General features: G+C 67.5%; 22 protein-coding genes. 10 read left to right on the top strand and 12 right to left on the bottom strand.

From position 1 onward, the window contains the following. The first annotated feature begins 82 nt into the window (after positions 1-82). The 5 genes from ACI79F_RS04545 to ACI79F_RS04525 all read left to right on the top strand — a co-directional run bounded on the left by ACI79F_RS04545 (position 83) and on the right by ACI79F_RS04525 (position 4,879). Positions 83-1,474: a polysaccharide biosynthesis tyrosine autokinase gene (locus ACI79F_RS04545; protein WP_456544076.1), complete on the top strand. Its 1,392-nt coding sequence runs from the start codon at positions 83-85 to the stop codon at positions 1,472-1,474. A gap of 44 nt (positions 1,475-1,518) precedes the next feature. Beyond that, positions 1,519-1,755, top strand: a complete 237-nt coding sequence (locus ACI79F_RS04540) for a PqqD family protein (RefSeq protein ID WP_456544077.1) — start codon at positions 1,519-1,521, stop codon at positions 1,753-1,755. Between the two features lie 167 nt (positions 1,756-1,922). Then, the gene (locus ACI79F_RS04535) at positions 1,923-2,654 is read left to right on the top strand and encodes a hypothetical protein (RefSeq protein WP_456544078.1); all 732 of its coding nucleotides are present in this window, start codon (positions 1,923-1,925) and stop codon (positions 2,652-2,654) included. 3 nt (positions 2,655-2,657) lie between these two features. Further along, the gene (locus tag ACI79F_RS04530; RefSeq protein WP_456578878.1) at positions 2,658-3,149 is read left to right on the top strand and encodes a lasso peptide biosynthesis B2 protein; all 492 of its coding nucleotides are present in this window, start codon (positions 2,658-2,660) and stop codon (positions 3,147-3,149) included. Further along, positions 3,146-4,879: an asparagine synthase-related protein gene (locus tag ACI79F_RS04525; protein WP_456544080.1), complete on the top strand. Its 1,734-nt coding sequence runs from the start codon at positions 3,146-3,148 to the stop codon at positions 4,877-4,879. The genes ACI79F_RS04530 and ACI79F_RS04525 overlap by 4 nt, the downstream gene beginning before the upstream one ends. A gap of 3 nt (positions 4,880-4,882) precedes the next feature. On the opposite strand, the gene ACI79F_RS04520 is transcribed toward ACI79F_RS04525, so the two are convergent. From ACI79F_RS04520 to gmd, 4 genes are all read right to left on the bottom strand, one after another. Beyond that, on the bottom strand, positions 4,883-5,032 hold the full coding sequence (locus tag ACI79F_RS04520; RefSeq protein ID WP_456544081.1) for a lasso RiPP family leader peptide-containing protein: 150 nt from the start codon (positions 5,030-5,032) through the stop codon (positions 4,883-4,885). Between the two features lie 135 nt (positions 5,033-5,167). Beyond that, positions 5,168-6,895 (bottom strand): ABC transporter ATP-binding protein, encoded by a 1,728-nt coding sequence (locus ACI79F_RS04515; protein ID WP_456578877.1) that lies wholly within the window; start codon positions 6,893-6,895, stop codon positions 5,168-5,170. 183 nt (positions 6,896-7,078) lie between these two features. Continuing rightward, positions 7,079-8,020 carry a nucleotidyltransferase family protein gene (locus ACI79F_RS04510; protein WP_456544083.1) on the bottom strand — a complete coding sequence of 314 codons (942 nt, stop codon included), beginning with the start codon at positions 8,018-8,020 and terminating at the stop codon, positions 7,079-7,081. A 140-nt stretch (positions 8,021-8,160) separates the two neighbouring features. Further along, complete coding sequence (gene gmd, locus ACI79F_RS04505) at positions 8,161-9,174, bottom strand: GDP-mannose 4,6-dehydratase (RefSeq protein WP_456544084.1); 1,014 nt, start codon at positions 9,172-9,174, stop codon at positions 8,161-8,163. An 87-nt stretch (positions 9,175-9,261) separates the two neighbouring features. On the opposite strand from gmd, the gene ACI79F_RS04500 reads away from it, so the two are divergent. The 3 genes from ACI79F_RS04500 to ACI79F_RS04490 all read left to right on the top strand — a co-directional run bounded on the left by ACI79F_RS04500 (position 9,262) and on the right by ACI79F_RS04490 (position 11,855). After that, positions 9,262-10,227: a GDP-L-fucose synthase family protein gene (locus ACI79F_RS04500; protein WP_456544085.1), complete on the top strand. Its 966-nt coding sequence runs from the start codon at positions 9,262-9,264 to the stop codon at positions 10,225-10,227. A 128-nt stretch (positions 10,228-10,355) separates the two neighbouring features. Continuing rightward, entirely contained in the window at positions 10,356-11,006 is a 651-nt protein-coding gene (locus ACI79F_RS04495; protein WP_456544086.1) for an arsenate reductase/protein-tyrosine-phosphatase family protein, read from the top strand. 63 nt (positions 11,007-11,069) lie between these two features. Further along, entirely contained in the window at positions 11,070-11,855 is a 786-nt protein-coding gene (locus tag ACI79F_RS04490; protein ID WP_456544087.1) for an SGNH/GDSL hydrolase family protein, read from the top strand. A 91-nt stretch (positions 11,856-11,946) separates the two neighbouring features. On the opposite strand, the gene ACI79F_RS04485 is transcribed toward ACI79F_RS04490, so the two are convergent. Together ACI79F_RS04485 and ACI79F_RS04480 are read right to left on the bottom strand one after the other, a co-directional pair. Further along, on the bottom strand, positions 11,947-13,425 hold the full coding sequence (locus ACI79F_RS04485) for a polysaccharide biosynthesis tyrosine autokinase (protein ID WP_456544088.1): 1,479 nt from the start codon (positions 13,423-13,425) through the stop codon (positions 11,947-11,949). Between the two features lie 82 nt (positions 13,426-13,507). Continuing rightward, complete coding sequence (locus ACI79F_RS04480; RefSeq protein WP_456544089.1) at positions 13,508-14,959, bottom strand: sugar transferase; 1,452 nt, start codon at positions 14,957-14,959, stop codon at positions 13,508-13,510. A 480-nt stretch (positions 14,960-15,439) separates the two neighbouring features. Here ACI79F_RS04480 and ACI79F_RS04475 point away from each other — a divergent pair, with 480 nt between their 5' ends. After that, positions 15,440-16,741 (top strand): glycosyltransferase family 4 protein, encoded by a 1,302-nt coding sequence (locus ACI79F_RS04475; protein ID WP_456578876.1) that lies wholly within the window; start codon positions 15,440-15,442, stop codon positions 16,739-16,741. A gap of 36 nt (positions 16,742-16,777) precedes the next feature. Here ACI79F_RS04475 and ACI79F_RS04470 read toward each other — a convergent pair whose 3' ends face one another. Then, positions 16,778-17,230 (bottom strand): hypothetical protein, encoded by a 453-nt coding sequence (locus ACI79F_RS04470; protein WP_456544091.1) that lies wholly within the window; start codon positions 17,228-17,230, stop codon positions 16,778-16,780. A gap of 314 nt (positions 17,231-17,544) precedes the next feature. Here ACI79F_RS04470 and ACI79F_RS04465 point away from each other — a divergent pair, with 314 nt between their 5' ends. Further along, complete coding sequence (locus ACI79F_RS04465) at positions 17,545-18,639, top strand: glycosyltransferase (RefSeq protein WP_456544092.1); 1,095 nt, start codon at positions 17,545-17,547, stop codon at positions 18,637-18,639. A 100-nt stretch (positions 18,640-18,739) separates the two neighbouring features. On the opposite strand, the gene ACI79F_RS04460 is transcribed toward ACI79F_RS04465, so the two are convergent. The 5 genes from ACI79F_RS04460 to ACI79F_RS04440 form a co-directional block, all read right to left on the bottom strand. Then, positions 18,740-19,804 (bottom strand): glycosyltransferase, encoded by a 1,065-nt coding sequence (locus tag ACI79F_RS04460; RefSeq protein WP_456544093.1) that lies wholly within the window; start codon positions 19,802-19,804, stop codon positions 18,740-18,742. Between the two features lie 10 nt (positions 19,805-19,814). Then, complete coding sequence (locus ACI79F_RS04455) at positions 19,815-20,930, bottom strand: glycosyltransferase family 4 protein (protein WP_456544094.1); 1,116 nt, start codon at positions 20,928-20,930, stop codon at positions 19,815-19,817. Between the two features lie 107 nt (positions 20,931-21,037). Further along, complete coding sequence (locus ACI79F_RS04450) at positions 21,038-22,171, bottom strand: lipopolysaccharide biosynthesis protein (protein ID WP_456544095.1); 1,134 nt, start codon at positions 22,169-22,171, stop codon at positions 21,038-21,040. Between the two features lie 100 nt (positions 22,172-22,271). Beyond that, complete coding sequence (locus ACI79F_RS04445) at positions 22,272-22,628, bottom strand: serine O-acetyltransferase (RefSeq protein ID WP_456544096.1); 357 nt, start codon at positions 22,626-22,628, stop codon at positions 22,272-22,274. Continuing rightward, entirely contained in the window at positions 22,594-24,156 is a 1,563-nt protein-coding gene (locus ACI79F_RS04440; RefSeq protein ID WP_456544097.1) for an O-antigen ligase family protein, read from the bottom strand. Before ACI79F_RS04440 ends, ACI79F_RS04445 begins: the two co-directional genes overlap by 35 nt. Positions 24,157-24,196: the final 40 nt, after the last annotated feature.

The following is a 24,196-nucleotide window of genomic DNA, read 5'->3' as shown; positions in this document are numbered from 1 at the left end:
CTGCTTGTGGCGGCGGGGTGGGCACGCTTGTAAAGGTTCGAGGCGATCGTGTCGAAGTTCGTCAAGTGAGAAATGAGCAGCCGTGGAACTTCGCGAAGTAGCAGCGTCCCTGCGTGCGGCCTGGTGGCTCCCCGTGCTAGGTGCGCTGCTGGGGGCAGGCGGCGCTCTGCTGGCGAGTCTCGTGCAGACGCCCTTGTATACGTCCAACACCCAGCTATTCGTGTCGACTCGGGACTCATTCTCGTCGAGCGATGCGGTCGAGGGTGCCTACTTCTCACAGGCGCGGGTCACGTCTTACGCGCGGCTCATCATGGGACCAGAGATGCGTCAGCGGGTGACGGATCGACTCGGTGAAGGAGTCGGGGATGGCAGCACGATCTCTGCGATCGCATCCACGGAGACGGTGCTGATCGACGTGTCCGTGACCGATGCGTCCCCCGCTGAGGCGCAGCAGGTTGCGGAGGCCATCGGGCAGGAGTTCACGATCTTCGTGGGAGAGTTGGAGGCGCCAGAAGGCGAGGGGTTGGCGCCGGTCCAAGTCCGCGTGACCGAGGAGCCCCAAGTGCCCTCTGCAGCTTCGTCTCCACAGACCGATCGAAATGTGACCCTCGGGCTGCTTGGTGGGGCTGTGCTGGGAGCTGGCGGTGCGTTGCTCCGGTCCCGCCTAGATCGCTCGGTTAAGAATTCAGAGGAACTTGCCGACTTGGTTGCTGCTCCTGTCATAGGAACGGTTCTTCGGGACGAAGCGGTGGAGAAAGTCCACACCATCGAACACGCTTCAGGTCGCCGCACGGTCGAGGACTACCGGCAAATACGGACAAACCTGCAGTTCCTCGATGTGGACTCCCCCCCTAAGGTCATCATGATGTCCAGTGCTCTGCCGTCAGAGGGAAAAACAACCCTGGTCGTGAATCTCGCGATTGCACTCGCCGAGGCCGGCCAGCGGGTGACCGTCATCGAGGCCGACCTACGTAGACCAAAGGTGACTCGATACCTCGGCATGGTTGGCGGCGTCGGCCTTACCAATGTCCTCGCCGGGTCTGCCGATCTGGAGGACGTCCTACAGACTTACCGTGACGGTATGTCGGTCGTGGCGGCCGGGCCCACGCCCCCTAACCCTGGCGAACTATTGGCCTCTTCTCACATGGCCAACCTCGTTACCCGGCTTCGCGCGCAGAATGACTTTGTGCTCGTAGACGCCCCTCCGCTCCTGCCCGTCGCGGACGCTACAGGGCTCGCTACGTCGATGGACGGTGTCCTTCTCGCGGTGCGGCACGGGAGTACCCACAGAGACCAAGTTCGGCAAGCCGTTGCCAACCTTGACCGTGTGGGGGCGAGGATTCTTGGCGTCATTCTCAACGTCGTCCCGCCGAAGGCACACGGGGCCTCTGTGTACGGATACTCATACGGTTACGAGTCCACGGAGCCGGAGAAGTCTCAGTCGGCTTTGCGGCATCGGCCGCCCGCGGCGTGAGCACGGCGGATCGGCCAGCCTTCCGCTTCCCTGGAGGCGTACTCGTGCGCGAGGTCCAGGGCGAGCTGGTGCTCCTCAACCTCGGCACGGAGCAGTACTACGGACTCGATCGGATTGGGGCTGACATCGTCGCCAGGCTGACCCGAGAATCCCTCGAGGCCACACTCATCGCGCTCGAATCGGAGTACTCAGTGGACGGCGCCGTCCTCCGGGCAGACCTCGAGGCTTTGATCCGGGAACTGGTCGATGCGGGCCTTCTCGAGGCGACGGATCTCCGTTGACCGGCGAGGCCCCGTCGCGGGTCGCCGGGGGGATCCGGGTCGCGTTGCGGGGCGTTCACGATCCGTCGGACGCCCTCGGCCTCCGGGTGCTCGGCACTTCGCGCATCGCGACACCCGAGTCACGTCCTCATGTGGGTCTGACGCCGGATGGAAGACCTTGGCGCCGGGTGTGGTCGCTGCCGGACCGCCTCGTCCTGGAGTACCTCGACGTCGTGACGGTGCAGGTCGAGGACAACGGGGCCGTGGTTTTCGACGAGGACCTACCAGCGGACGTCGAAGAGCATCTGATGTACGACCACGTCCTGCCGCTCTTTCTCGCACGTCGCGGCGCGGTGGTCCTCCACGGAGCCGTGCTCGGAAGGGGTGACACGGCAATCGTCCTGAGCGGACCGACGGGCGCCGGTAAGTCGACGTTGAGCGCGTACGCGGCCCGGCGGGGATGGACGGTCGGCGGGGACGACGGCGCTGTGCTGAGCTTTGCTACGCACGTGACGGTGGAGCCTACATATCCCACCGTTCGCTTGACTCCAGACGCTGTCAGACTTCTCGACTTACCCGTCGATGTAGGGCGCGACGTCGCAGGCAAGCGGCGCACGGAGCCCGGGTCCATCGCCACCACCGTGTGGTCACCGACGCGGCTGGAGGCGGTGATGCACGTCCAACCGACCGACGGCGTCGCCGGCTTCACGCGGCTGCAGGGTGCCGAGGCGCATGCCTCGCTGTTCGCAGTGACCTTCCACGCCGACCTCGGACCAGGAGGCTTGCTCAGGAACGTCGTGGACCGGCTGGCAGTACTAGCCGAGACCGTGACCGTGGGCCGCGTCATGGTTCCGCGGGGTGCGAGCGGGCTCGTAGCAGCGGAGCGCATCCTGGCGAGCGTAATCGCGGAAGGGAACTAAGCCGTGACTGAAGGGCCTCAGCAGGGGAGACTGCCGCGTGGACGGGCGGTGTCGTTGCGGGAGCTAAGCCGGTTCTTCAGGGCCCTCTGCGGTCCCCTGCGCCTGAGTGCAGCCCGAGCGGCTATCGACGGCATCCGCGTAAGGAGCACGTTGATGCGGAAAGGCCTGCGCCCCTTGGTGCGCAACTTCACCGGGCATCCCCCAGGCAGTCCCGAGAAGGCCCGGCGCGTAGCGGCCGCCGTGGACGCTGGTCTCGGCATCCTCCCGGTCGGGGCCACCTGCCTACGGCGTTCCGTCACCCTGTTGCGAGAACTGGACCGACTGAAGATGAGCGGCACTCTGCACATCGGCGTGCGCCACGGACTCCATGGCATCGAGGCGCACGCTTGGGTTCAGTCCGGGTCAGAGGTCTTGAACGACGATCCCGCTGAGATTGGCACGTACGCGGAGATCTCAGCCGGCGAAGCTGAGCGGATCCTGCCGGAGCTCGCATGACATTCATCGCCGCCGCTGCCTCTGGCGACCGATCTGTCGCTGACCTCCTGGGGCTTCTGAGGGCCGGCCTGGCGGACGGCACGATCACAAAGAGGGCGCACCGGGGGCATGTCGTGGCCTGGACGACCGGCCATCCATGGGTCAGCAGCTCAGACGACGGTGAGGTCCTCGTCGTCCTGGACGGTCAGATACATCAGCCGCTGGCCGAGCGCAGCCTGCAGGCTGAGCTTCTCCGAATCCGCTACCGACAGGCCGGCGAAGACTTCGCCCGGGGAGTGCTCGGCGACTTCGTCTGCATCGTCCTCGACCGGACCCGAGATCAGCTCGTCGTGAGTCGCGACCCGATCGGTGTCCGGCCCTGGTTCCACTCGAGCAGCGGAAAGCAGTACGCCGGTGCGACGGACCTCGCCACGGTGAGCGCGCTTCCTTGGGTGGATGTGAGCATCGACGAAGCCGCGGCGCTGGCCTATCTGGCCGGTGAGATGCGGAGCTCCGGCGGGACTCTCTACCGGGGGGTCTCGACGGTGGCCCCTGGATCGACGTGGACGTCGGCGGCGCCCTCCGCTCGAGGACGCCTCCACCACCAGTGGAACATCGTCCCAGAACCCGAGGTTAGCTGGGGCGAGGCCCTCGAGCGCTGTCACCACGTCTTCCGGCAGTCCGTCCGGGATCGAGTCGCCGTGGCCGGTGCGGCGACCAGCGAGCTCAGCGGAGGCCTGGACTCATCTTCCGTGATTGGCACGTTGGTCGACATGGGCTATGACGAGGTCCTTGCCGGCCGGCTGCTGTTTGACGGGTCCGACGCGGACGAGCGCCAGTTCTCGGATGCTGTGCTGGAGATGTGGGAAATCCCGAGTGTCTCCGTCGGCCCCTGGATACCGGCGGATGACGAGTTCACCGCGTTGTGCCGGGGTCTTCGCCGCCCGCCACCAGATCCGAACTTCACGATGACGGCGTCGCTGCACCGCGCGTTCTCGGGGACCGGACGTTCGTGTGCCCTCACAGGACTCGGGGGCGACGACGCGTTCTTGGAGACGACGCTCGGGTCTCGCGTCGTCAGTGCCGTCCAGCAGCGGCGCCTGTGGATGCTCCCAATGGCACTTCGCGAGGAAGGGCAACTTGCCCGGGGCGCATGGCGACGCACATGGCGGCCGTTGCTCGCCTACCTGGCTGGACGTGGGCGTCCACGACCACCCCGCTACATCGCAGAGCGCGTCGCCCACGAACACGACCTGTCGGAGCGCATGGCCTCAGCTGTCGTACGTGTCACCGGCGACAGGGCCGTGGACGAGCGCTTGAGTGGGCTCTCCTCCGGATATGTCGCTGCAATCTTCGAGGACGCCGCCGTGGTCCACGATCTTTCCGGATGGCGGAGCACTCACCCATTCTTTGATCCGCGGTTCATCGAGGCCAGTTACGGATTGGATCCGTGGTTCCCCGTACGTAACGGACACGATCGGGCACTGGAGGTCGAACTCTTCGGCGCCCTCCTCCCGCCGGTTGTCCGTGACAGACGCGACAAGGCGGATTTCGCCGAGGTCGCATGGGCGCGACCAGCGACGCGGAAGCTGACGAAGCGACTCCTCAGCGGGCCGCTGATGCAGCGAGGATGGATCGATTCAGAAGCTGTGACTGACGTGATGGAGAACGCGATGAAGGGGAGAGCCGGTGCGGCTCTCCCCTTCTGCCGACTCGTGGCAATGCACTCATGGCTCAGCGGCGAGCCGTGAATACTACTTGTCGCACTTCCCGATCGCCTCGCCGTTCTTGCGGCTGCAGTTGTCGAGTCCGGTGGAGCCGTTGCCGAGTGTCAGCTCGGCCAGGCTGCCGAGGGACCGCAGCGTCGGGCGGTGATAGTTCGACTTCTGAGCGACCTTGTCCATGACATCCCCGTGCTAGGCGTGAAGTTGCGCGCAATGGAAGCACGAGGCCCGCGAATCACACAAGCCCTGCCCTATCACACGTCGTTCGGGAACTCGCCCACGACACGTTCGCCGGCTCCGGCAAGGTCCTCACCGTCAGCGGTAGGCGCTGGCCTGCAGCTCGTACAGCTCCGCGTACTGGCCGGCGCAGGCCATGAGTGAGTCGTGGTTCCCCTCCTCGACGATCCGGCCCTCGGAGAGCACGTAGATGCGGTCCGCGGACTTGACGGTCGAGAAACGGTGTGAGATGACGACGACGCTTCGGCCGGCGCACAGGGCCCGCAGCTGCTCGAACAGGTCGCTCTCGGCGCGCGGGTCGAGAGAGGCCGACGGCTCGTCGAGGATGACTAGCGGGGCATCCCGGATGAAGGCCCGGGCCAGCGAGAGCCGCTGCCACTGGCCCACGGACAGATCGGATCCGCCGACGTACTCCTTGCTCAGCACGGTGTCGTAGCCGGCGGGGAGAGCAGCCAGGAAGTCGTCGGCGTCCGCCTGCTGAGCAGCGCGGCGGACAGTCGCGTCATTGGCTTCCCCGTCCGGATGTCCGAGTTGGATGTTGTCCCGGGCGGTCAACTGGTAGCGGACGAAGTCCTGGAACAGCACGGCGATCCGGCCTCGCACCGCATTGGGGTCCATGTCCGCGAGGTCCACGCCGTCCCACTCGATGACGCCCGCCGTCGGCCGATAGAGATTCGCGAGCAGCTTGGCCAGTGTGGACTTCCCGCTCCCGTTGGCGCCGACGAGCGCGATCACTTCTCCGGGCTTGATCTCGAGCGAGACCGACCTGAGGGAGGCCTCGGTCGCCTGCGGATAGATGAAGCCGACGCCGGTCACCGTGATGTGCGGGGAGTCCGACGGCGACCGGGACCGGAGGGGCTCGCTGGTCGGGGACGTCGGGGGGCTCTGGGCCAGGAACTGCCGGAGGTCCTCCAGGAACGGTGCGGCCTCGGCGATCTCGCCCAGTGCGTAGGTGGCGCCGCCGACACGGGCCGCGAGGAGTCGTACGGCGAGGAGCGCGCCGCCAGCGGCCGCCAGACTCAGCCGGCCGCGGTCCACGAGGACGACGACCATCAGGAGGGCGACGCCGAGCAGCACGGCTGAGCCGATCGTGCCGACCAGTGCCAGCCGGAGCCGCGCGTTGACGTGCCGGCGGAGATCCGACAGGTAGGCGGTGTAATTGCGCTCCCACCGCTTCTGCAGGGGGCCTGAGAGTGCGAAGGCGCGCACCTCCTTGGCTTCGTCGCGTCGTGTCAGCACCGCTTGCAGGTAGAAGCGCTCCCGCTCGCGCGCGGTCTGGCCGGCTTCGAACCGGAACTCGCGCCGGGCGATCACCCGGGAGGTGAGAAGAACCGGCACGGACGAGAGCAGGAGCACCGGGAGCAACTCTGGGGCGAGCGCGACGACGGCCACCGCCGCTCCGCCGGCGGCGAGCGCGTCCCCTGCGGCGATCACCATCGCGTGGACCACGATCTGCGTGCGCTCCGCCGCGTTGACCCGGACCCGCTGGGCGCGGTCGTAGAACTCGGGGTCCTCGTAGGCGGTCAGGTCCACGGCTCGACTGACGTCCAGGATCCGTCGCCACACCTCGCGGTTCACATGCTCGCCGAGCGCTCGGTGCTGCAGGTTCCCCAGTATCGACGCGGCGGCGGTCGCCGCGGTGAGCAGAGCCAGCAGGACGATGGGCGCAGCGGCCCGCTGAACGAGCGTTCCGTCCTCGTCGGTTCCCTCCAGGGCAATGGAGAGCACCCGCTCGACCAGTAGTACCTGAGCGAACAGCGACACCGAGGCGAGCGCTTGGGTTCCCACCGTGAGCAGCACCCGCACTCGGCTGGCCTGCCAGACCAGCGCGACCGCGTATCCCAGGAGTCGGGGCAGACGAGTCAGGCGGGCCCGACGTCCAGGGGCGGGCGGGAGGTCCTCGCAATCAGTCATGAGTCAGCGCAGACCTGAGGCTGAGCCGATCGTCTGTCGGGACGAGGACGGGGAGCCGCTCGGCGGCGTCGTTCGTCACTCCGCGCGACCGACGGCGCCGGACGCGCGGCGGTGGCGCCGCCACTCCTGGAACGCTCGCGGTGTGCGGGCGAGCACTTCAACCGGCCGGGCCACCCGAGCCCAAAGGAGGCGTCCAGGGGTGCGTGTGCGCTCCGGTTGCGCGAAGCGGAACCACTCCGCGGAGGGGAAGAGGAGGTTGCTCACCAGCCTCAGCCGGGAGCCCCAGGGCTGCGCCACGGCTGCCCGCTCGAGGACCAGCGCCGAGTAGGAGGCGGAGGCGGCTCGCATCCGGGTCTCCACGTGGCTAGGGGCCGCGAAACCCAGGCGTCGGATCAGTTCCGCGCCCGCGGGCAAGAGGCTCAGCCCCGCCGTGAAGGCGTCCAGTGCGTGGAGCCGCTCGGCCAGATCTGCGGCAGCCCGCCACATGCCGTCGTCCAGGCGCTCGAGTCCGAGTCCGAGATCGCGCGCCGCCTTCTCGTCGGCCAGTCCCTTCTGCGCCAGGTGGAGGGCCAGGTGCATGGTCCGCGCCGGGACGGAGAGTGCGGGAACCGTCGTGCCGGCCCACTGCCAGGGCACGGTCTCGGCGCGCAGGCTCCGCCACGCCTCACTGGGGTCCACGCGAACGCCGGTGAGCGTGACGTGCAGGTCGACATCGACTCCGTGCCGGTTCTGCAGAGGCTGCTCCTCCGGTGACAACGCCGCCCGCGTCGGGGCGTCGAGCAGTGGCCGGTAACCCAGCTCCGCGAGTGCCCGCACCGCGGCCGCCTCGGTGTCGGGAGCTACCAGGACGTCGAGGTCCACGTACGTGCGCTGCGTCAGGTCGTCGTACAGCCAGCCGGCAATCGTCGCGCCCTTGAGCATGATGAAGTCGATCTCGGCCCGCGTGAGGTGAGCGGCGATGGACCGGCACGCGTCGTCGAGGAGCAGCGCCATCGCCTGATCGCGGTAGCTCGTCACCCTCGCCCTCGCCTGTCCGACTGCTGAGCACGACCGCCCGCGCCGGATCGTAGGTCCGCGCCCGTCCCGTGCGCGGGACCCGCGCAACGGGTGTGGTCGTGCACGGAGTCCTAAGGGCGCTGAGGCAGGCCGTGATGGGCCTATGCGTCGACCCGGACGTGCTTACCGGAGCGCATGTCCTCGAGCTGCTGAATGTCGGCGTCGACCATGATCTTCACCAGGTCGGGGGTGAGGACCTTCGGCTCCCAGCCCAGCTGCTCCTTGGCCTTGGAGTAGTCGCCGATCAGCGCGTCCACCTCGGTGGGCCGCTCATAGCGCTCGTCGTGCTGGACGTAGTTCTCCCACTCGAGGTCCACGTGTTCGAAGGCCATGCGCACGAAGTCCCTCACCGAGTAGGCGGTGTTCGTGGCGAGCACGTAGTCGTCCGGCTCGGGCGCCTGCAACATCCGCCACATGCCCTCGACGTACTCAGGGGCGTATCCCCAGTCACGCACCGCGTCGAGGTTTCCCATGTACAGCTTGTCCTGCAGGCCGGCCTGGATGCGGGCGACGGCGCGGGTGACCTTACGGGTGACGAAGGTGGCGCCGCGGCGGGGGCTCTCGTGGTTGAACAGGATGCCGTTCACCGCGTAGATGCCGTAGGCCTCGCGGTAGTTGCGCGTGGCCCAGTAGGCGTAGACCTTGGCGGCTCCGTAGGGACTGCGCGGGTAGAAGGGGGTCTGCTCGTTCTGCGGAGGCGGGGTTGCACCGAACATCTCAGACGACGATGCCTGGTAGATCTTCGTGCGCACCTTGGCGGCGCGGACCGCTTCGAGTAGCCGCATGGCGGCCAAGCCGGTCACGTCGCCGGTGAACACCGGCTGGTCGAACGAGACGCGCACGTGCGACTGGGCGCCAAGGTTGTAGACCTCGTCCGGGTTGATGTCGCGAAGCACGTTGATCAGCGTGACGCCGTCATTGAGGTCACCGAAGTGCAGGAACAGGCGTCGGTTGGCCACGTGCGGGTCCTGATAGATCCCGTCAAGCCGCTCCGTGTTGAACGAGGACGAGCGGCGGACCAGGCCGTGCACCTCGTAGCCCTTCTCCAGCAACAACTCAGCCAGGTAGGAACCGTCCTGACCGGTGATGCCAGTGATCAGAGCGGACTTCGCCACGAGGTACTCCCCACATTCCCGTGCGACCCGGAAGTTCCGGATCGTCCCGTCGTTAGCCTAGGCGTAGCCGTCACGGGAGGACTTGGTATGTCGATCGCACCACTGGACCGCAGCGCCCGCACGTTCATCGCCGGGCACCGGGGGCTCGTCGGGGGAGCGGTGCTCCGGCACTTCACCAAGTCAGGCTTCGACAACGTGGTGACCCGGACGTCCGCCGAGCTGGACCTGCGGGACGCCCCGGCGGTCGAGGAGTTCTTCGCCGCCGAGAAGCCGGCGACCGTGGTCATGGCGGCAGCGAAGGTGGGCGGGATCGTCGCCAACAGCACGTACCCGGCCGACTTCATCTCCGACAACCTGCGGGTGCAGGTCAACGTTCTCGACGCGGCCGCGCGGCATGGCGCCACGAAGCTGCTTTTCCTCGGTTCGAGCTGCATCTACCCGAAGATGGCCGAGCAGCCGATCCGCGAGGACAGCCTCCTGACCGGTCCCCTGGAGGAGACCAACGACGCCTACGCGATCGCGAAGATCGCCGGTGTGCTGCAGGTGCAGGCGCTGCGCCGGCAGTACGGCGTCCACTACATCTCCGCGATGCCGACCAACCTGTACGGGCCCGGCGACAACTTCCACCCGACCAACTCGCACGTGCTGCCCGGCCTCATCCGCCGCTTTCACGAGGCCAAGGCCCAGGGGGCGCCGTCGGTGACCGTCTGGGGGACCGGGACGCCGCGGCGGGAGTTCATGCACGTCGACGACATGGCGCGGGCCTGCCTCTACCTGCTCGAGCACTATGACGAGCCGGAGCCGATCAACGTCGGCATCGGCAGCGACCTCTCCATCCGCGAGCTCGCCGAGATGGTTGCGGAGGTCGTCGGCTACGAGGGGGCGCTGGAGTTCGACAGCAGCAAGCCCGACGGCACCCCGCGCAAGCTGCTCGACGTGAGCAAGCTGCACGCGCTCGGCTACAAGGAGCAGATCGACCTGCGCACCGGCCTCGCCGGGACCTACGCCTGGTACCAGGAGCAGCTGGCCGCCGGCGCTGTTCGCGCCGCCTGAGTCCCGCAGGCGACCGGTTGAGCCGGATGGACGCACCCGCCGTCACGTTGGTGAGGCTGCGCCCCGGCAGCACCGAGCCGAGCGTGCCGGTCCGGGCTCGCGGGGTCCGGTGAACCTACTCTCGACGCATGCGGATCCTGTTCGTGTGCACGGGCAACATCTGCCGCTCGCCGTTGGCTGAGCGGCTGGCGAGCCTGTGGGCGGAGCAGGCCCTGGGTGCGGCCGCGGCGGGGATCCACATCCGCAGTGCCGGCACGGAGGGGCTCGAGGGTCACGCGATGGACTCCCGCAGCGCCAATGCCCTCGTCGCACTCGGGGGCGACCCGAGCGGCTTCGTCGCCCGCAAGCTGCACCCGGTGATGGCCGAGGAAGCCGACCTCGTGCTCACGATGACGCGGCGCCAGCGGCGCAGCGTCCTGAGTCAGGCTCCGCGCGCCATGCGGCACACGTTCACGCTGCCCGAAGCGGCCGACTTGCTGCGCAGTGCCGATGTGGACGGCATCGACCTCCTGCCCTTGCGGCGCCGGGCCGGAGAGCTGGCCGCTCGTCTCAACGACAAGCGCGCATGGCGCAAGGGTGTCGACGCCGACGACGTCTTCGACCCGATCGGGCAGTCCAAGGACGTCCACAAGCAGGTGGCCGCCCGCATCGCCCGCAAGTTGCAGCCGCTCACGGACGTCCTGTTCGCCGAGGACCGTGCCGGCGGTACGTGGGCCCCGCCGCCCGTTCCGGCGCGCCGCCCGGCGTTCCCGCCACCTGTCCCCGTGCCCACCCGATAACAGAGTCGCAGCGTTCCTCGTCGCGCTCTGTGAGGGGATGAGCACGGCACCTACCATCAGGTGGTGTTCGGCCTCTCTCGTCCCCCGCGGTGGGGCCTGGTCGCTCTCGCCGTCCTGCTGATCGGCAATCTCGGCCTCTTCACCTATCTGGTGCTGCGCCCGGATCCGGTCGATCCCCTCGCCGGCGACCCGTCGCCGGCCGCGGCCTCAACCGCCGACGAGCCACGCACCGGCGGCTCCACCGCTTCAGCTGCACCCACGACCACCTCTGCGCCGGTGACCACGCCCGTCGTGGCCGTGTACGGAGACGGCTACTCCACCGGTTCGACCCTCGGCGGTCAGGGAGCGGCAGGCTGGCCGGCACTCCTGGCAGGCCGCCTCGGGGCCGAGTTGCAGATGGGGGCGGTGGCGCAGTCTGGCTATGCGGCTCTCGGTGTCTCCGGGCAGGACTTCGCCGACCAGGTCGCGGCAACGCCTGTCCCTGATGCCGCGATCACCATCGTCTTCGGCAGCCGCAACGACTTGGGGGAAACCGTGCCGTCGGTCGCGGCCGGTGCCGCGGAGACCCTCGACCTGATCCGCGCCTCCGCTCCGGACACGGCGATCGTCGTCGTCGGCCCCGCGTGGAGCGACGCCGACGTCCCGACCGCACTGCTCGCCCACCGGGACGCCGTCGCGGCCGCCGCCTCGTCAGCCGGGGCGACCTTCGTCGACCCGCTCGCCGCGGGCTGGTTCAGCGACCCCGAGGGGCTCATCGCCGGTGATGGGGTCTCCCCCACCGACGCGGGGCACCGGTTCATCGCCGACGCCCTGACCCCGGTGGTGGAGGAGGTCCTCGCCGAGGCGTGAGCCGCAGACGGCCTGTCCGACCGCTTTCGGCCGACACACGACGGCCCCCGACCTCGTCGAGGTCGGGGGCCGTCGTGCGAGTTGTTCCGACTCAGCGGCTGCGGACGCGTGCCGGCGGTGCCTCGTCCCGGATGGCCGGGAACGTGGTCGTGTGGTCGATCACCGGCGCCCGCCCCTTCTTGCGCGCGGAGCGGTCGTCGCCTTCCACGGCCGCCAGTGCAGAGTAGGCGTAGTTGTATCCGTACCCGTAGCCCTCGGCCGCCTTCGGTGGGATGCGGTTCAGGACGACGCCCAGCAGCTTGGCGTCGATGTGCTGCAAGGCCGTGACGGCCTGCTCCAGCTGTGCTTCCGTGGTCGTGCCATGCCGGGCGACCAGGAGGGCGCCGTCAGCGACCTTGGAGAGCACCGCACCATCCGTGACCGGCAGGAGGGGCGGCGCGTCGATGATGACGTAGTCGCTGGTCTGCCGGATCTCGGCGAGGAGAGCGCGCATCTGCTTCGACCCGAGCATCTCGCTGGGGTAGGGCGGCATCGGGCCGGCCGCGAGCACCGAGAGATGGCCGTCGCCGATCGGCTGCACGACCTCGTCGTAGCGGACAGAGCCGGCCAGCACGTTGGAGAGTCCGGCGCCGCTGAGGATGCCGAGGTATCGGGTCACCCGGGGCCTACGGAGGTCGGCCTCGATGAGCGTCACCCGCACGCCAGCTTGAGCCATGACCATGGCCAGGTTCACGGCCACGGTCGTCTTGCCCTCACCGGGCAACGAACTGGTCACCACAATTGTGCGGGCCGGCTCGTCGACGTCCACGAACTGAAGGTTCGTTCGGAGTTGGCGATACGCCTCTGCCGTCTCCGAGTAGCCGCCCTCGTCGTCAATCACCCCGTTCTCGGTGAGCGACGGGTCCTCGGTGAGGGCCGCGACGACCGCGACTCCGGTCAGCTCCTCGATCGCGTCCGGAGACTTGACGGTGTTGTCCAAACGCTGGCGGATCAGCGCAGCGGCGCCACCGAGGATGAGGCCGGCGGCTATGCCGAGGCCCAGATTGCGCAGCGGCTGCGGGGACGTAGGCGTCGGGGCGACCTGTGGCTCCTCGAGGACGTGAACCCGCACGGTTGACGTCTCGGCACCCTCGGGCGTCTCAAGCTCGGCGACGATGGCCCTGAACTCTTGGCCCAGCGCAGCTGCGATGTCTCGGGCCTGGGTTGGGGAGGTGCGGGTGACGCTCACATCCAGCAGGACCGTCTCGGGCACGGCAGTCGCGACGATGCTGTCCACGAGTTGTGCTGGGGAATCCTGCAGTCCCAGCTGCTCCACCACGCGTCCGGCCAGCCGCTCGCTTGTCAGGATTTGAACGTAGGAGCCGACGCGCTGCTGTGTGAAGAGGTTTCCCTGGTAGGCGGTCGATGTCTCGTCGGTGCCTGTGGTGCTGACGAACAGCTGGGTGTTGGACGTGTACATCGGTGTCATCTGCCAAGTCAGGAGGCCGGCCGAGGCGGCACCGACCAGCATGCCGATGGCGAGCAGCCACCACCCATGCCGAACGGCCAGCGCCAAGTTCTTCAGTTCCACGAGTTGGCCTTCCGGTCAGCAGATCGAGGAGCGCCGCTCGGAGCCAGGGGCTCCGGTGCACTAGTCACGGTAAGACAGGGCATCAGTACGCACCGCTTCCGCCGCGCACGGCCCCGAGGGTCTTCCACAGAATGAAGAGGTCGAGACCGAAGGACCAGTTCTCGACGTAGCGGACGTCGACACGAACTGAGTCGTCCCAGCTGAGGTCGGACCGGCCGCTGATCTGCCATAGGCCGGTCATGCCGGGCTTCACCAAGAAACGGCGGCGCATGTCGAGGCCGTACTTCTCGGTCTCGGAGACGAGCGGCGGTCGCGGGCCCACGAGCGACATCTGACGGCCGATGACGTTGAGCAGCTGGGGGAGCTCGTCCAGCGAGTAGCGACGCAGCACGCGTCCCACAGAGGTCACCCGTGGGTCGTCCCGCATCTTGAACAACACGGCGTTGCCGTCGCTCAGGGCGAGGAGTTCGGTCAGCCGGGCGTCCGCGTCAACGGCCATCGAGCGGAACTTGAGCATCGTGAAGACCTCGCCGTCCTTCCCCACCCGGCGTTGCCGGTAGAGGACCGGTCCGGCGCTCGTCGCCTTAACGAGGACGGCGATGGACAGGAGCAGTGGCGAGAGAGTGACCAAGGCGCCGGCCGCCACGACGACGTCGAAGACGGTCTTGGCCATTCGCCTGCCGCCGGTGAACTCCGGCCGCTCGACGTGCAGCAGGGGCAGTCCGGCGACAGGCCGGATGGCCACGCGCGGCCCCGCGATGTCCGTGACCGCGGGCGCCAGCAGCAGGGACGCTGACGTTTCCTCCAGATCCCATCCCAAGCGCCGCAGCGCCGGGCCCTCCAGCTCGGGGCTCGGAAGGACGGCCACGACGTCGATGTCGTGACGGCGGACGACCTCCACGACGTCCTCGATGCTCCCCAGTACCGGCGCCATCGGATCGGCGCCGTGCCGGGAGAGGCCAGCGGGGAGGCAGCAACCGACGATGTCCAACCCCTGGTAGGACACCTTGTCGATCTGCCGGCGCAGGGCTGCAACGCCGCTCCCATGCCCGACGACGAGGGTCCGCGAGCGGTGGAGACCACGGCTGCGCTGCCGGTGCAACCTCTGCCGGCGCACGTAGCGCTGCACGAGCGTGATGAAGCTCGCCAGCGGGAGGGCGACGACGACGAAGCCGCGGGCGATGTCCCACTTGGTGGCCCAACTGACCGAAGCGAAAGAGGCGACGACCCAGACGCACGCGGTGAGGACGCGACGGAACTCGTCCGCGCCGAGGCCCAGGTACCTGAGTTCGTAGCTTCGAGCCAGCCACATCGCCAGGACCCAGCCGAAAGGAAGGAACAGCGCGACGATGAGCGCCTCGAGGGGACCTGAACCCAGCATCGACGAGTCGCCGAACCTGATCAGGTAACCGATGAGACCGGCCAGGAGCGCGCAGAGTGCGTCGCCCACCACGATCGAGCGGACGTATCGCGCCTGCCACCGTCGCCGGTCATCGATTGCCTGCGGGTCGTCGCCTTCGACAGCGACGCGCACGGACTCGATCTCGTGACCGGCATCCTCCGCAGTTGCAGTCATTGCTCCCCGTTCCAGGACCGTTCACGCCGTGGGCGGACGGTTCCGCCGATGTCACGTCCGCCCGTGACGCATGAAGCGCGACAGAACGTTCACGTTCAGTAAAGCAATCGGCGCGCGTGTGTCGGAACGGCAACGGTTCCCAACTTCGGCTCAAGAACTGGCAACCCTGTGTGTCAGTTGGGACGCCCGATGCCGCGGAGGTCCATGAGGTCTTGAGGCCCGTTCGTTCGACTTGAGAGAGCGGCCGCTGCTGTGACGGCGGTGGCGCAGGTCGCTCCCCGGGGACGGAGGGGCCGGTGGGACGGAACTCGCACGTGTCGGTGTGCCGCGCCGATCTCTGCGCCGTCCCCGGATCTGATCGGCACGTCCGAGCGGACGAGTTCGTCCCGCCCGTGACGCAGTCGCCGCACGACGGCGGAGGGCAACACCGAGGAGGCAGTGGTGATCCGCAGGAGAGTCGTCGCAGGGGTTCCGGTCGAGCGCCGCCGGCGGACGCGCAGGGAGGTGCTGATCACCGGACTCAACTTCTTCCCGGAGCAGACCGGCATCGCGCCGTACACGACGGGGCTGGCTCGCCACCTGGCCGAGTCCGGCATCGACGTCACGGTGGTGGTAGGACATCCGCACTACCCCGAGTGGCGTCTGCACCCGGGGTACGAGACTCCCCGCCCCGTCGAGACGGACGAGGGCGTCGAGGTGGTACGGGTCAAGCACCCCGTCCCGGGGAATCCGACCGGTCTCTCCCGCATCGTGATGGAGGCCGTCTTCGCCCTGCGCAGCGGGCGTGAGCTGTGGCGTCGACGCAGCGACGTCGCGCTCGTGGTCAGCCCGGCCCTGCTCTCCGCGCTGCCGGCGGTGGTGATGAAGCCCTTCCGGCGGCACGCGGTGGGTGTCGTCGTCCAGGACCTGTACGGCGCCGCCGTCTCCGAGGCCGGCCTCGGTGGCTCCGTCCTGTCCAGGGCCACAGCCTGGCTCGAGAAGCAGGTCATGCGGCGCGCGGACGGCATCGCCGTCATCCACCCGATCTTCCGTGACCGGCTCATGGCGATGGGCATCCCGGCCGACCGCATCCGCGTGATCCCGAACTGGTCGCACGTCATCATCCCGGACATCAACCGGGAAGAGGTCCGCCGCAAACTCGGGTGGGAGCCGGACGCCGTGATCGCCCTCCACGCGGGCAACATGGGTGTCAAGCAGGGCCTCGGCACGCTGGTGGAGGTCGCTCGTCGAGCCGAGGAGGCCGGAAGTGACGTGCGAGTCGTGCTGCTGGGCGATGGCAGCCAACGGGCCAAGCTGCAGGTCGAGGCGGAGGGCCTGAACAAGTTGCACTTCCTCCAGCCGCTGCCGGCCGGCGAGTTCGAGCGGGCCCTCGCGGCCGCTGACTGCCTGCTGCTGAACGAGAAGCCGGGCGTCGTGGAGATGTCGGTGCCGAGCAAGCTCACGACGTACTTCACCGCGGGCAAGCCCGTCGTCGCGGCGACGGACACGGCCAGCGGTGCCGCTCAACTTGTGCGCGACTCCGGTGCCGGGGTGATCGTCCAGTCGGGTGACGCCGACTCGATCCTCGCCGCCGTCACCGACCTGGCTCAGGACCGTCCGCGGGGTGAGGACATGGGCCGCAACGGTCGCCGGTTCGCCGCCGAGCGCCTCGCCGGAAGCACCTCACTCAGCCTCTACGAGGCCTGGCTCAGTGACCTCCTTCGGCACGCCCGTCCGCGTCGTCGCCGCGACGACGACTGAGCTGCCGGTGATGACGTCGCGGACGGCCGATGACGATCAGCTCGGCGCGAATCGCCACCCGAGGACGGCCCCCGACCGGTGCCCGAACACGGCACCCTCGGGCACGTCGCCGTTGACGACGGTTCCCGGCGTCACTACTGCAGATGTTCCGATGCGACTTCCTCCGAGTACGATGCATTGCGCAGTGACCCATGCGCCGTCCGAAATCAAAACGGGGCGGGTCAGGAGGGCCATGTCTCTGCGGACGGCGTGGGAGCCTGTAGTGATGAAGGTTCCCTGACTGATCACGGCGTCCGACCCGATGGCCAGTTCGTCCTGGTTGTGCAACCAGACGTCCTCGCCGATCCAGCTTCGGTCGCCGATGGAGAGTTTCCAAGGGAAGCGCACTCGCAAGCGAGGGCGGAGCCGCACGCCTCGACCGATGCGGGCCCCGAACGCAACGAGGACGGCACGACGCAGACGCGAACTGATCTGCAGGGGATTGGTCACGAAGAGAACCTCAGCCAGACCCCATGCGTAGACCTTCCATGCTGGTGCCCCCCAACTCTCGCGCTCGCCGGGGGCTCGCGAGAGATCGATAACCGGCGTCCTCCCAGCTCGTTCCGTCATCGGCCGGCTCCATTCTCACGGTCATTCGCAATGGGTGGCCCGTCGGGCCAGTGCGCCAATCGCCCACAGTTGTTTTCGATCGTTCCAGATCCCCGCTGCGCTCACCGAGCAGCTGGGTTGCGAGGGACCTCGCCGAGATCGCGGTCGGTCCCCTGATCCGAGGAAGCCAAACCCACATGCGCATACTCCACGTGGTGGCCCTGAACGATGCTCGAGGGTCCTACGGGGGACCGCTTTCCGTCGCAACGGACCAGGTCAGACAGTTGAAGGCCGCCGGTCATCACGTGGCGTTGGTGTGCGGCTCCGACGGCAGCGCCCCCCTGCCCGCGGACCTCGAGGGGAAGCAGTTCCGCGCGTGGCACCATCGTGACAGGTTCGTGACTCTGTTCGCGCCTGGCGCCCTGCGGTTCGCTTGGAGTCACGTGCGACGGTTCGACGTGGTTCACGTCCACCTCGCGCGCGACCTCACGACGCTGCCCTTCGCGCTCGTGGCTCTCATGCGTCGCGTGCCCGTTGTCGTGCAGACGCATGGCATGGTCAGCCCCGACCGTCGAGTGGTGGCCCGAGTGCTCGACGTGCTCACGACGCGCCTTGTTCTTCGCGAGGCGGCAATGGCGCTCGCACTGACGAGTGGAGAAGCGCGAGACCTCCACGCCCTTGGTGCAGCGCCATTCCGTATCGAGATGATGGGGAACGGGGTTCCGCTGACGAGTCGAGTGGCTGCTTTTCGGCAGGCTGGTCCCCTGATTCTCTACAGCTCTCGGCTGGCAGCGCGAAAGCGGCCTCAAGAATTCGTCCGTGCGGCCGCCCTCATCCGGGCCGAACGACCAGACGCGCGATTTCGGCTTCAAGGGCCGGACGAAGGTGAGTTGAACGCGGTCCTCGAACTCATAGACGAACTTGGACTCGGGGACTGCTGCGAGTACGTCGGCGCCCGTACCTCCTCGCAAGTGCGGCGTGACCTGTCAGAGGTGCAGGCGTTCGTTCTGCCCAGCAAGCAGGAGCCTTACCCGGTCGCGGTTCTCGAAGCGTTGGCTGCCGGCGTTCCTTCCGTCATCACGCGCGACACGGGGTTGTCGAAGTCCTTGGCTGAGAGGCGAGCCGCGCGCGTGAACGACGGTTCCGCAAAAGCCATTGCGCGTGACGTCCTGGATTTGATCGGCTGCCAGCAGACATGGATGGCAGCGGCGTCGGCCGGTCGTCGATTCGCCGCGCAAGAGGCGAGCATCGAAGCGATCGGGAACCAGCTCACGGCCACCTACACGCGCCTGCTCAGCTCCGCGCGCTGATCGGCGGAGCCCTTGATCTTTCGTCAGAAGCATTCCCCGAGGTAGGCGAGGCCCTCGGTTGCCACGGCACTGGGCAGCGGCAGACAAGCGCCAGGCCGTGTCAGCACCGGCTCAGGAGCTTCTCGGCGAAAGCCTGCGGGGTGCCTTGAACCACCCGCTTCACAGACGTCGTGCTCCGCCGCAATCGAGTGATCGCGGCGGTCACGGACGCGACGTCGTGGTGCGCCGTGACGCCACAGTGGAGAGTTGTCACAATGGTACGTAGCCACGGGGACTCGCCCGCGATCACCGGGACTCCGAGACCGAGGGCGTTGGCCATAATGCCGCTGGGGCCGTCGAGATCATGAAGCAGAGCAACGGCGTCGCATGCGCGTACAGCGGCGGCCAAATCGTCGTCTGACAAGGTCCCATTTCGCACGGTGACTCGATTCTGCAGTGACTCTGGCAGGGCGGCGATATGCGCGAGGATTGTGGCGTGCACTCGTCCACACAGGAGCACCCGGACGTCCGGCGGCAGGCCCCTGAGTGCCTCGAGCAGGATCTCGGGGTGCTTCCGCGAGTCCACCCCTCCAAGTAGACCGATCACGAAGTCCGTCACGGGTAAGCCCAACGTCGCTCGGGCCCGATCGCGCTCGATTCCCGTCGTCAGCGCCTGAGGGTCGGGAAGGGGCTCTAGGGAACGGAGAAAAGGACGCCGGTTGATGACTCCGGTTGAGTCCGTGAGGAAGTATCCGTGCGAATCCGGCCACCGGTGCGCGATGGTGTGCGCGAGCAGGGCTTTGGTCATCAGTCGAGCAGCATGAAGAGCGCGTCTTTGCGGACCGAAGGGCGTGCGCATGACGAGGAAGGTGCAGGCCAAGCCCCGGCGAATTCCGGCGGGGGCCGTGGCGAGAGCTGCCAGCCAGAGGTCGCCGTCTGGGAACACGAGGCGGTGACAGCCAGCTTCGCGGGCGATGGTCGCGGCTCTTGCCAGGAGCGACGCCCTACTCCCGTCCGAGGGCAATATCGCCACCTCTACGCCGGCCGCATCGATGACCTCCGCCAGGTGTACGCGGTACTCGTCACTCGCCAGCCCCTGAGAATCGATGAGGAGGACCACGGACGGGTCGCGCTCTATCAGGAAACGCACGTAGGCATAGCGGTGGCCCCCGTGGCCGACCTGCACTACGGCCGACCTACGCATGTCTGCCGCCCCTCTGGCGCGGATGCGGACGAGTGGATGCATCCGCTCGCCTGGGATCCATTCCTAGGAGACCAGTGCGATACAACCCATGACAGAAGTTGTCGACCATCGCCTCGAGCGAGTACTTGGCCGCTCCCTCACGGCAACCTACGACCAGACGCTGTCGAAACCCCACATCGTCCATCATTTTCTGAACCGCGTCTGCGAGCGCCTCCACGGAGTCGTCCACGATGACTGCGTTGCGCCGGTCCTCCAAGTAGTCGAACTCAGGGGCGTGGCGATGCCACGTCGGCGCTACGAGCGGAAGGCCCAGGCCGAAGCTCTCCACCACGACGAGCCCCACCCGGCCGGCAATGAGCATGCCGACGCACTCGTCCGCCAGTGCTGCCTTCTGGGGGCCGTCAACACGTCCGACGACTCGCACGTAGGGGCGCATGGCGGCTTGCGTCGCGATCCAGGACCGCTGCTCCCCGTCTCCGGCTATCACGAGCTCGAAGTCGTCACGCCGAGCAGCAACACGATCAGCTACGTCGAGGAGGACGTCTAGTCGCTTGGACTCGTCCAGCGCTCCGAGGTAGAGGAACGACTGACGAGCCGGCGCCCGCTCCGTGACGATCCTTCGACTTCCGCGGTCTACTCGGAGGGAGTTGTTGAGGACCGTGAACTTGCCATGATCGATCCCGAGGTCCGCGCCGAAAGTGGCTCCCGACTGCGTATAGGCAAACAGCGCGGCCACACGACGCCCCAGAAATCGCTTCGCCGCTCTTGCGATCGGCAGGTCCTGCGTCACATAGGCCTTCACGTGCCCCCAGAGGACCAGCTTGCGTGCCCTACGGGGGTCGAGAGCCAACCGCCAGGTGTCCAGGCTGCCGATCGAGAACTCGGCCACGAGAACGTCCGCTCGCCGCATCAGGTCACGAGGTAGTCGGCGAATCGTCAGCGAACGCTTACCGAGCGGGAGGAGCCATGAGGGGACATTCCGCTGCCACGGGTGAGCTGAAGCGGCATCGCGACGCTCCGCCTGCGCGCCCCGCGGGGCTCCCGTGACAACCAGGAGCTCCACGCCGTTCTCGTTGAGACGCTGGTTCAGACCTTCGAACAAGTCCACCCGATAGGAGGGAACGTACGGCTGGAGGATGACGACTGTGCGCTGGCGACTGCCGTCGGGCGCCGTGGGTGTCATGGGGGACATTGACCGACCGTTTTCCTCTGTTCTCATCGGACGGCCGAAGGCCGCGACTCCGCGTGACGCGCGTGCACCGCGTCCTCCGGTGCCTTGCACAGCATGAAGCCGGCCAGGATGAACGCCTGCCAGCCGATGTGCGCCAGTCCGATCCCGGTCAGACCGTAGAGGTGCCCGGCTGAGTAGATTCCCGCCAACCCCAGTGGGGCGCACAGGGCGAGGACGAGACCCGCCTTTCCTGCACCTCCAGCGGCGAAAAGATAGGCCTGCCGCACCTGGGCGAGAGAGCTGATGGCGGCGCCGATCACGAGCGACGTGTAGACGGGCCAGCCTGGCTGATATGCGTCCCCGAGAAGCGCTACCAATCCACTGGCCGCCACAGGGCTCAGGACAACGAGGACGGCGGCGTACACGCCGACAGGCGGAAGTAGTCGGCGAACGGCGGCGCGCCGTTCCGCTGCAGCAAGAGAGGCCAACGTGGGGACGACGAGGGAGAGGAGGGAGTTCGTGACGATGTTCAACGGTCCGCCGATGCGGCTGCCGGCGCCGAAGATTCCAGCGCCACGAAGCCCGACGGCGCTGCTCACGAGAAGCGAGTCGAGTTGAGAGGCATTCGTCGCCAGGCTCGCGATCCAATACCCGCGGGCACCGTGGAGAACCGAACGCAATGGCGTTCCATGTCCTCGCGTCCAGACAAGCGGAACCGCGAAGGCGAGGCCGGCCGTCGCGCCGACGGCGACACCAAGAAACGCGTCCCCGGCGAGCATGCCGATCACCATGCCGAGGAGTGGCAGTCCTCGTTGGACGATGATGGCCACCGAGGCCGCTCCCTGCGCTCCGCGACCAGCTAGGAGCGACACCGCGAGGTCCATGATGGTGTCCAAGGCGCCGACGACAACGGCTCCCAGGACCTGCCACGTATGGGACGAAGACTGCCAGCACAGCATGATGCCGCCGACGAATGCAGAGCCGAGGATGGCGGTCGCGAGTCGGCAGCGTCCCATCGTTGCGGCGAGTTCGCTGGCGCGCGGCTCCGCAGCCAGTCGCAAGGCCCAGCCACTGAGACCCATCCCGAGTAATCCGTGAACGACGTACCCCAGAGTCAGGGTTAGCACAAAGGCCCCGAACGGAGCAGGTCCGCCTTCCGTCGCGAGTGCGATCAGCATGCACGCCTGCCCCAGGCTGGCGAGACCTCGGGCGCCGATCCTGTGACTCAGGCGAAACAGTGTCCTACCCCGTGTATTGGCGCTGTTGCCGGGACTCGGCTCAACCATCACCGGCGCTCGATGCGTGTACGCCCCGAACGGTGACACCGGAAGGAACGTCGGCGAGGACGAGCGCGTGAGCCCCAACCGTCACGTCGTCACCGAGATGGAGGTCACCCAAGATGGAGCTCTTCGCTCCGAGTGTCACTCGGTCTCCAATCGTCGGATACACCCCCCCGCCGGCGCTCGCGAGGTAGCGCTCGCCGACCGTCACCTGGTGGAGCAAGGTGCAGTCCCGACCGATCACGGCGCCCTTGCCGATGACGATGCCGTTGGGATGCTTCACCACAAGCCCGCCACCAATCTGACAGCCGAGGACGAACTCAGCCCCTGTCAACAACTGGTTCAGATTGACCATCAATTGGGCGAGGGGACGTAGCCCCCGATCCGCGAACCACGCCTGCAACCGGTAGAGGATGACGACGCGAACCTCGGGGCGGTAGGACGCCGCGGCGACTGCGCGTGGCAGCGACGGGTATCCCGATCTCGCTAGGTCCTGCCGAAGTTCGCTCACGAGTTCCTCGTCTCATCGATGGCTGCCGGTGCCGAGATGGCTGGACGGCCCGAGGGGTCGCCTGTAGCGGGTGTACCTCTGGCCGACTGACCTGCGCTGTGACCCTTCCTCGACTCCGAGAGCGCCGTCCGTGGAGCCTGGAGGGTTGGCCAGCTGACGACGACGCGCTGCTGGCGGGGCCCTCCTCTGCGAGGCGTTCGCGGAGCGCAGCCCCGACGAGCAGCAACAGCAGCGGGAGCGACAGCGCGAATCCCTTGTCCTCGGTCGGCGGAAGTATGGCCAGGACCCCCAGCATGATTGCTGAGAAGCCTCGCAGGACAGCCTGCTCAGGGAGTCGTCCGCCAATGAGCCGTTTGGCTGTCCACATGGGGGACAGGACCAAGACGAGTCCTCCCAGGAGGAGCCCGCTTCCCAGCAGTCCGAACTTGGCGAGCAACAGGATCGGCGTGTCCAATTGAAATGAGCCGGGCAACATCAGGTCGTTGGGATTCGGGTACACGTGCCCGAAGCCCCGACCGAGGAGGGGGAATGCGTTCCACTCGTCCGTGGCGATCCGGAATGCAAGCAGACGGATTCTCCCCGACTGATCGGCGCTGAGTCCCCCGGAGAACACTGCCTGCAGTGTCACGAGTCGTTGCTCGATGAAATTCCCGGTCGTCAGACGAGGGCCTAGAAACTGCAAGAGGGCGAGCAGTGCGCCGGCCGCCGCCGCTATGCCAACCATGAGGCGAAACGACGAGAGCTTCCTTCGGTCTCCCAGTCGGACGACGCTGAAGACCCCGAGGAGGAGAAGTAGACCCGAGCGTGTGCCGGTGATCAGCGGCGCGCTCACGATCACGGGGAGCGGCACCAGCCAGGCCCATCTGATCCGTGACCCCGAGAGCGCCTTAGTTATTGCGAGTGCGACCCCAACCGCCATCAGAGCCGTGGAGGCGAGAAGGAACTGGTCTACGCCAACTTCGCTCACCCCTCGACGTGCCGTCCATGCGGTGGCGAAGCCGACGGCCGCGAGGAGCGCGACGGCAATCGCGAGCCGCTCGGCGGTCCTGCGTCGGAGAGCAGCGGCGGCGTCGAGCGAGATGGGTAGGCCGACGACGATGAGCGAGTAGGTCAGCGCATCACGGGCCACGTTTGTCAGGGACTCGCCGCGGACCAGGCCGACCGAAGCCGAGATGAGGACCACCCCGGCCAGCAAGCAGCAGCCGTAGCCCACGAGGCGAAACGGGCGCGCCCAAGGTTGTCTGATGTGGGTTGGCCAACGGACGACCGAGACAGCGCCGGCAACAGCTACACCCGCCAGATATGCCAGCTTCTCTGGGGCCAGCCCCTCGCTGGATTGGAGCACCAGCATGCCGCCGAGGACGAGCCACATCAGCCGTCCTGCGGGCCACGCAAGAGCCAGGAGGGCCACC

The organism is Blastococcus sp. SYSU D00868, from assembly GCF_054050575.1.
This window is presented reverse-complemented; position numbering and strand designations above follow the sequence as displayed.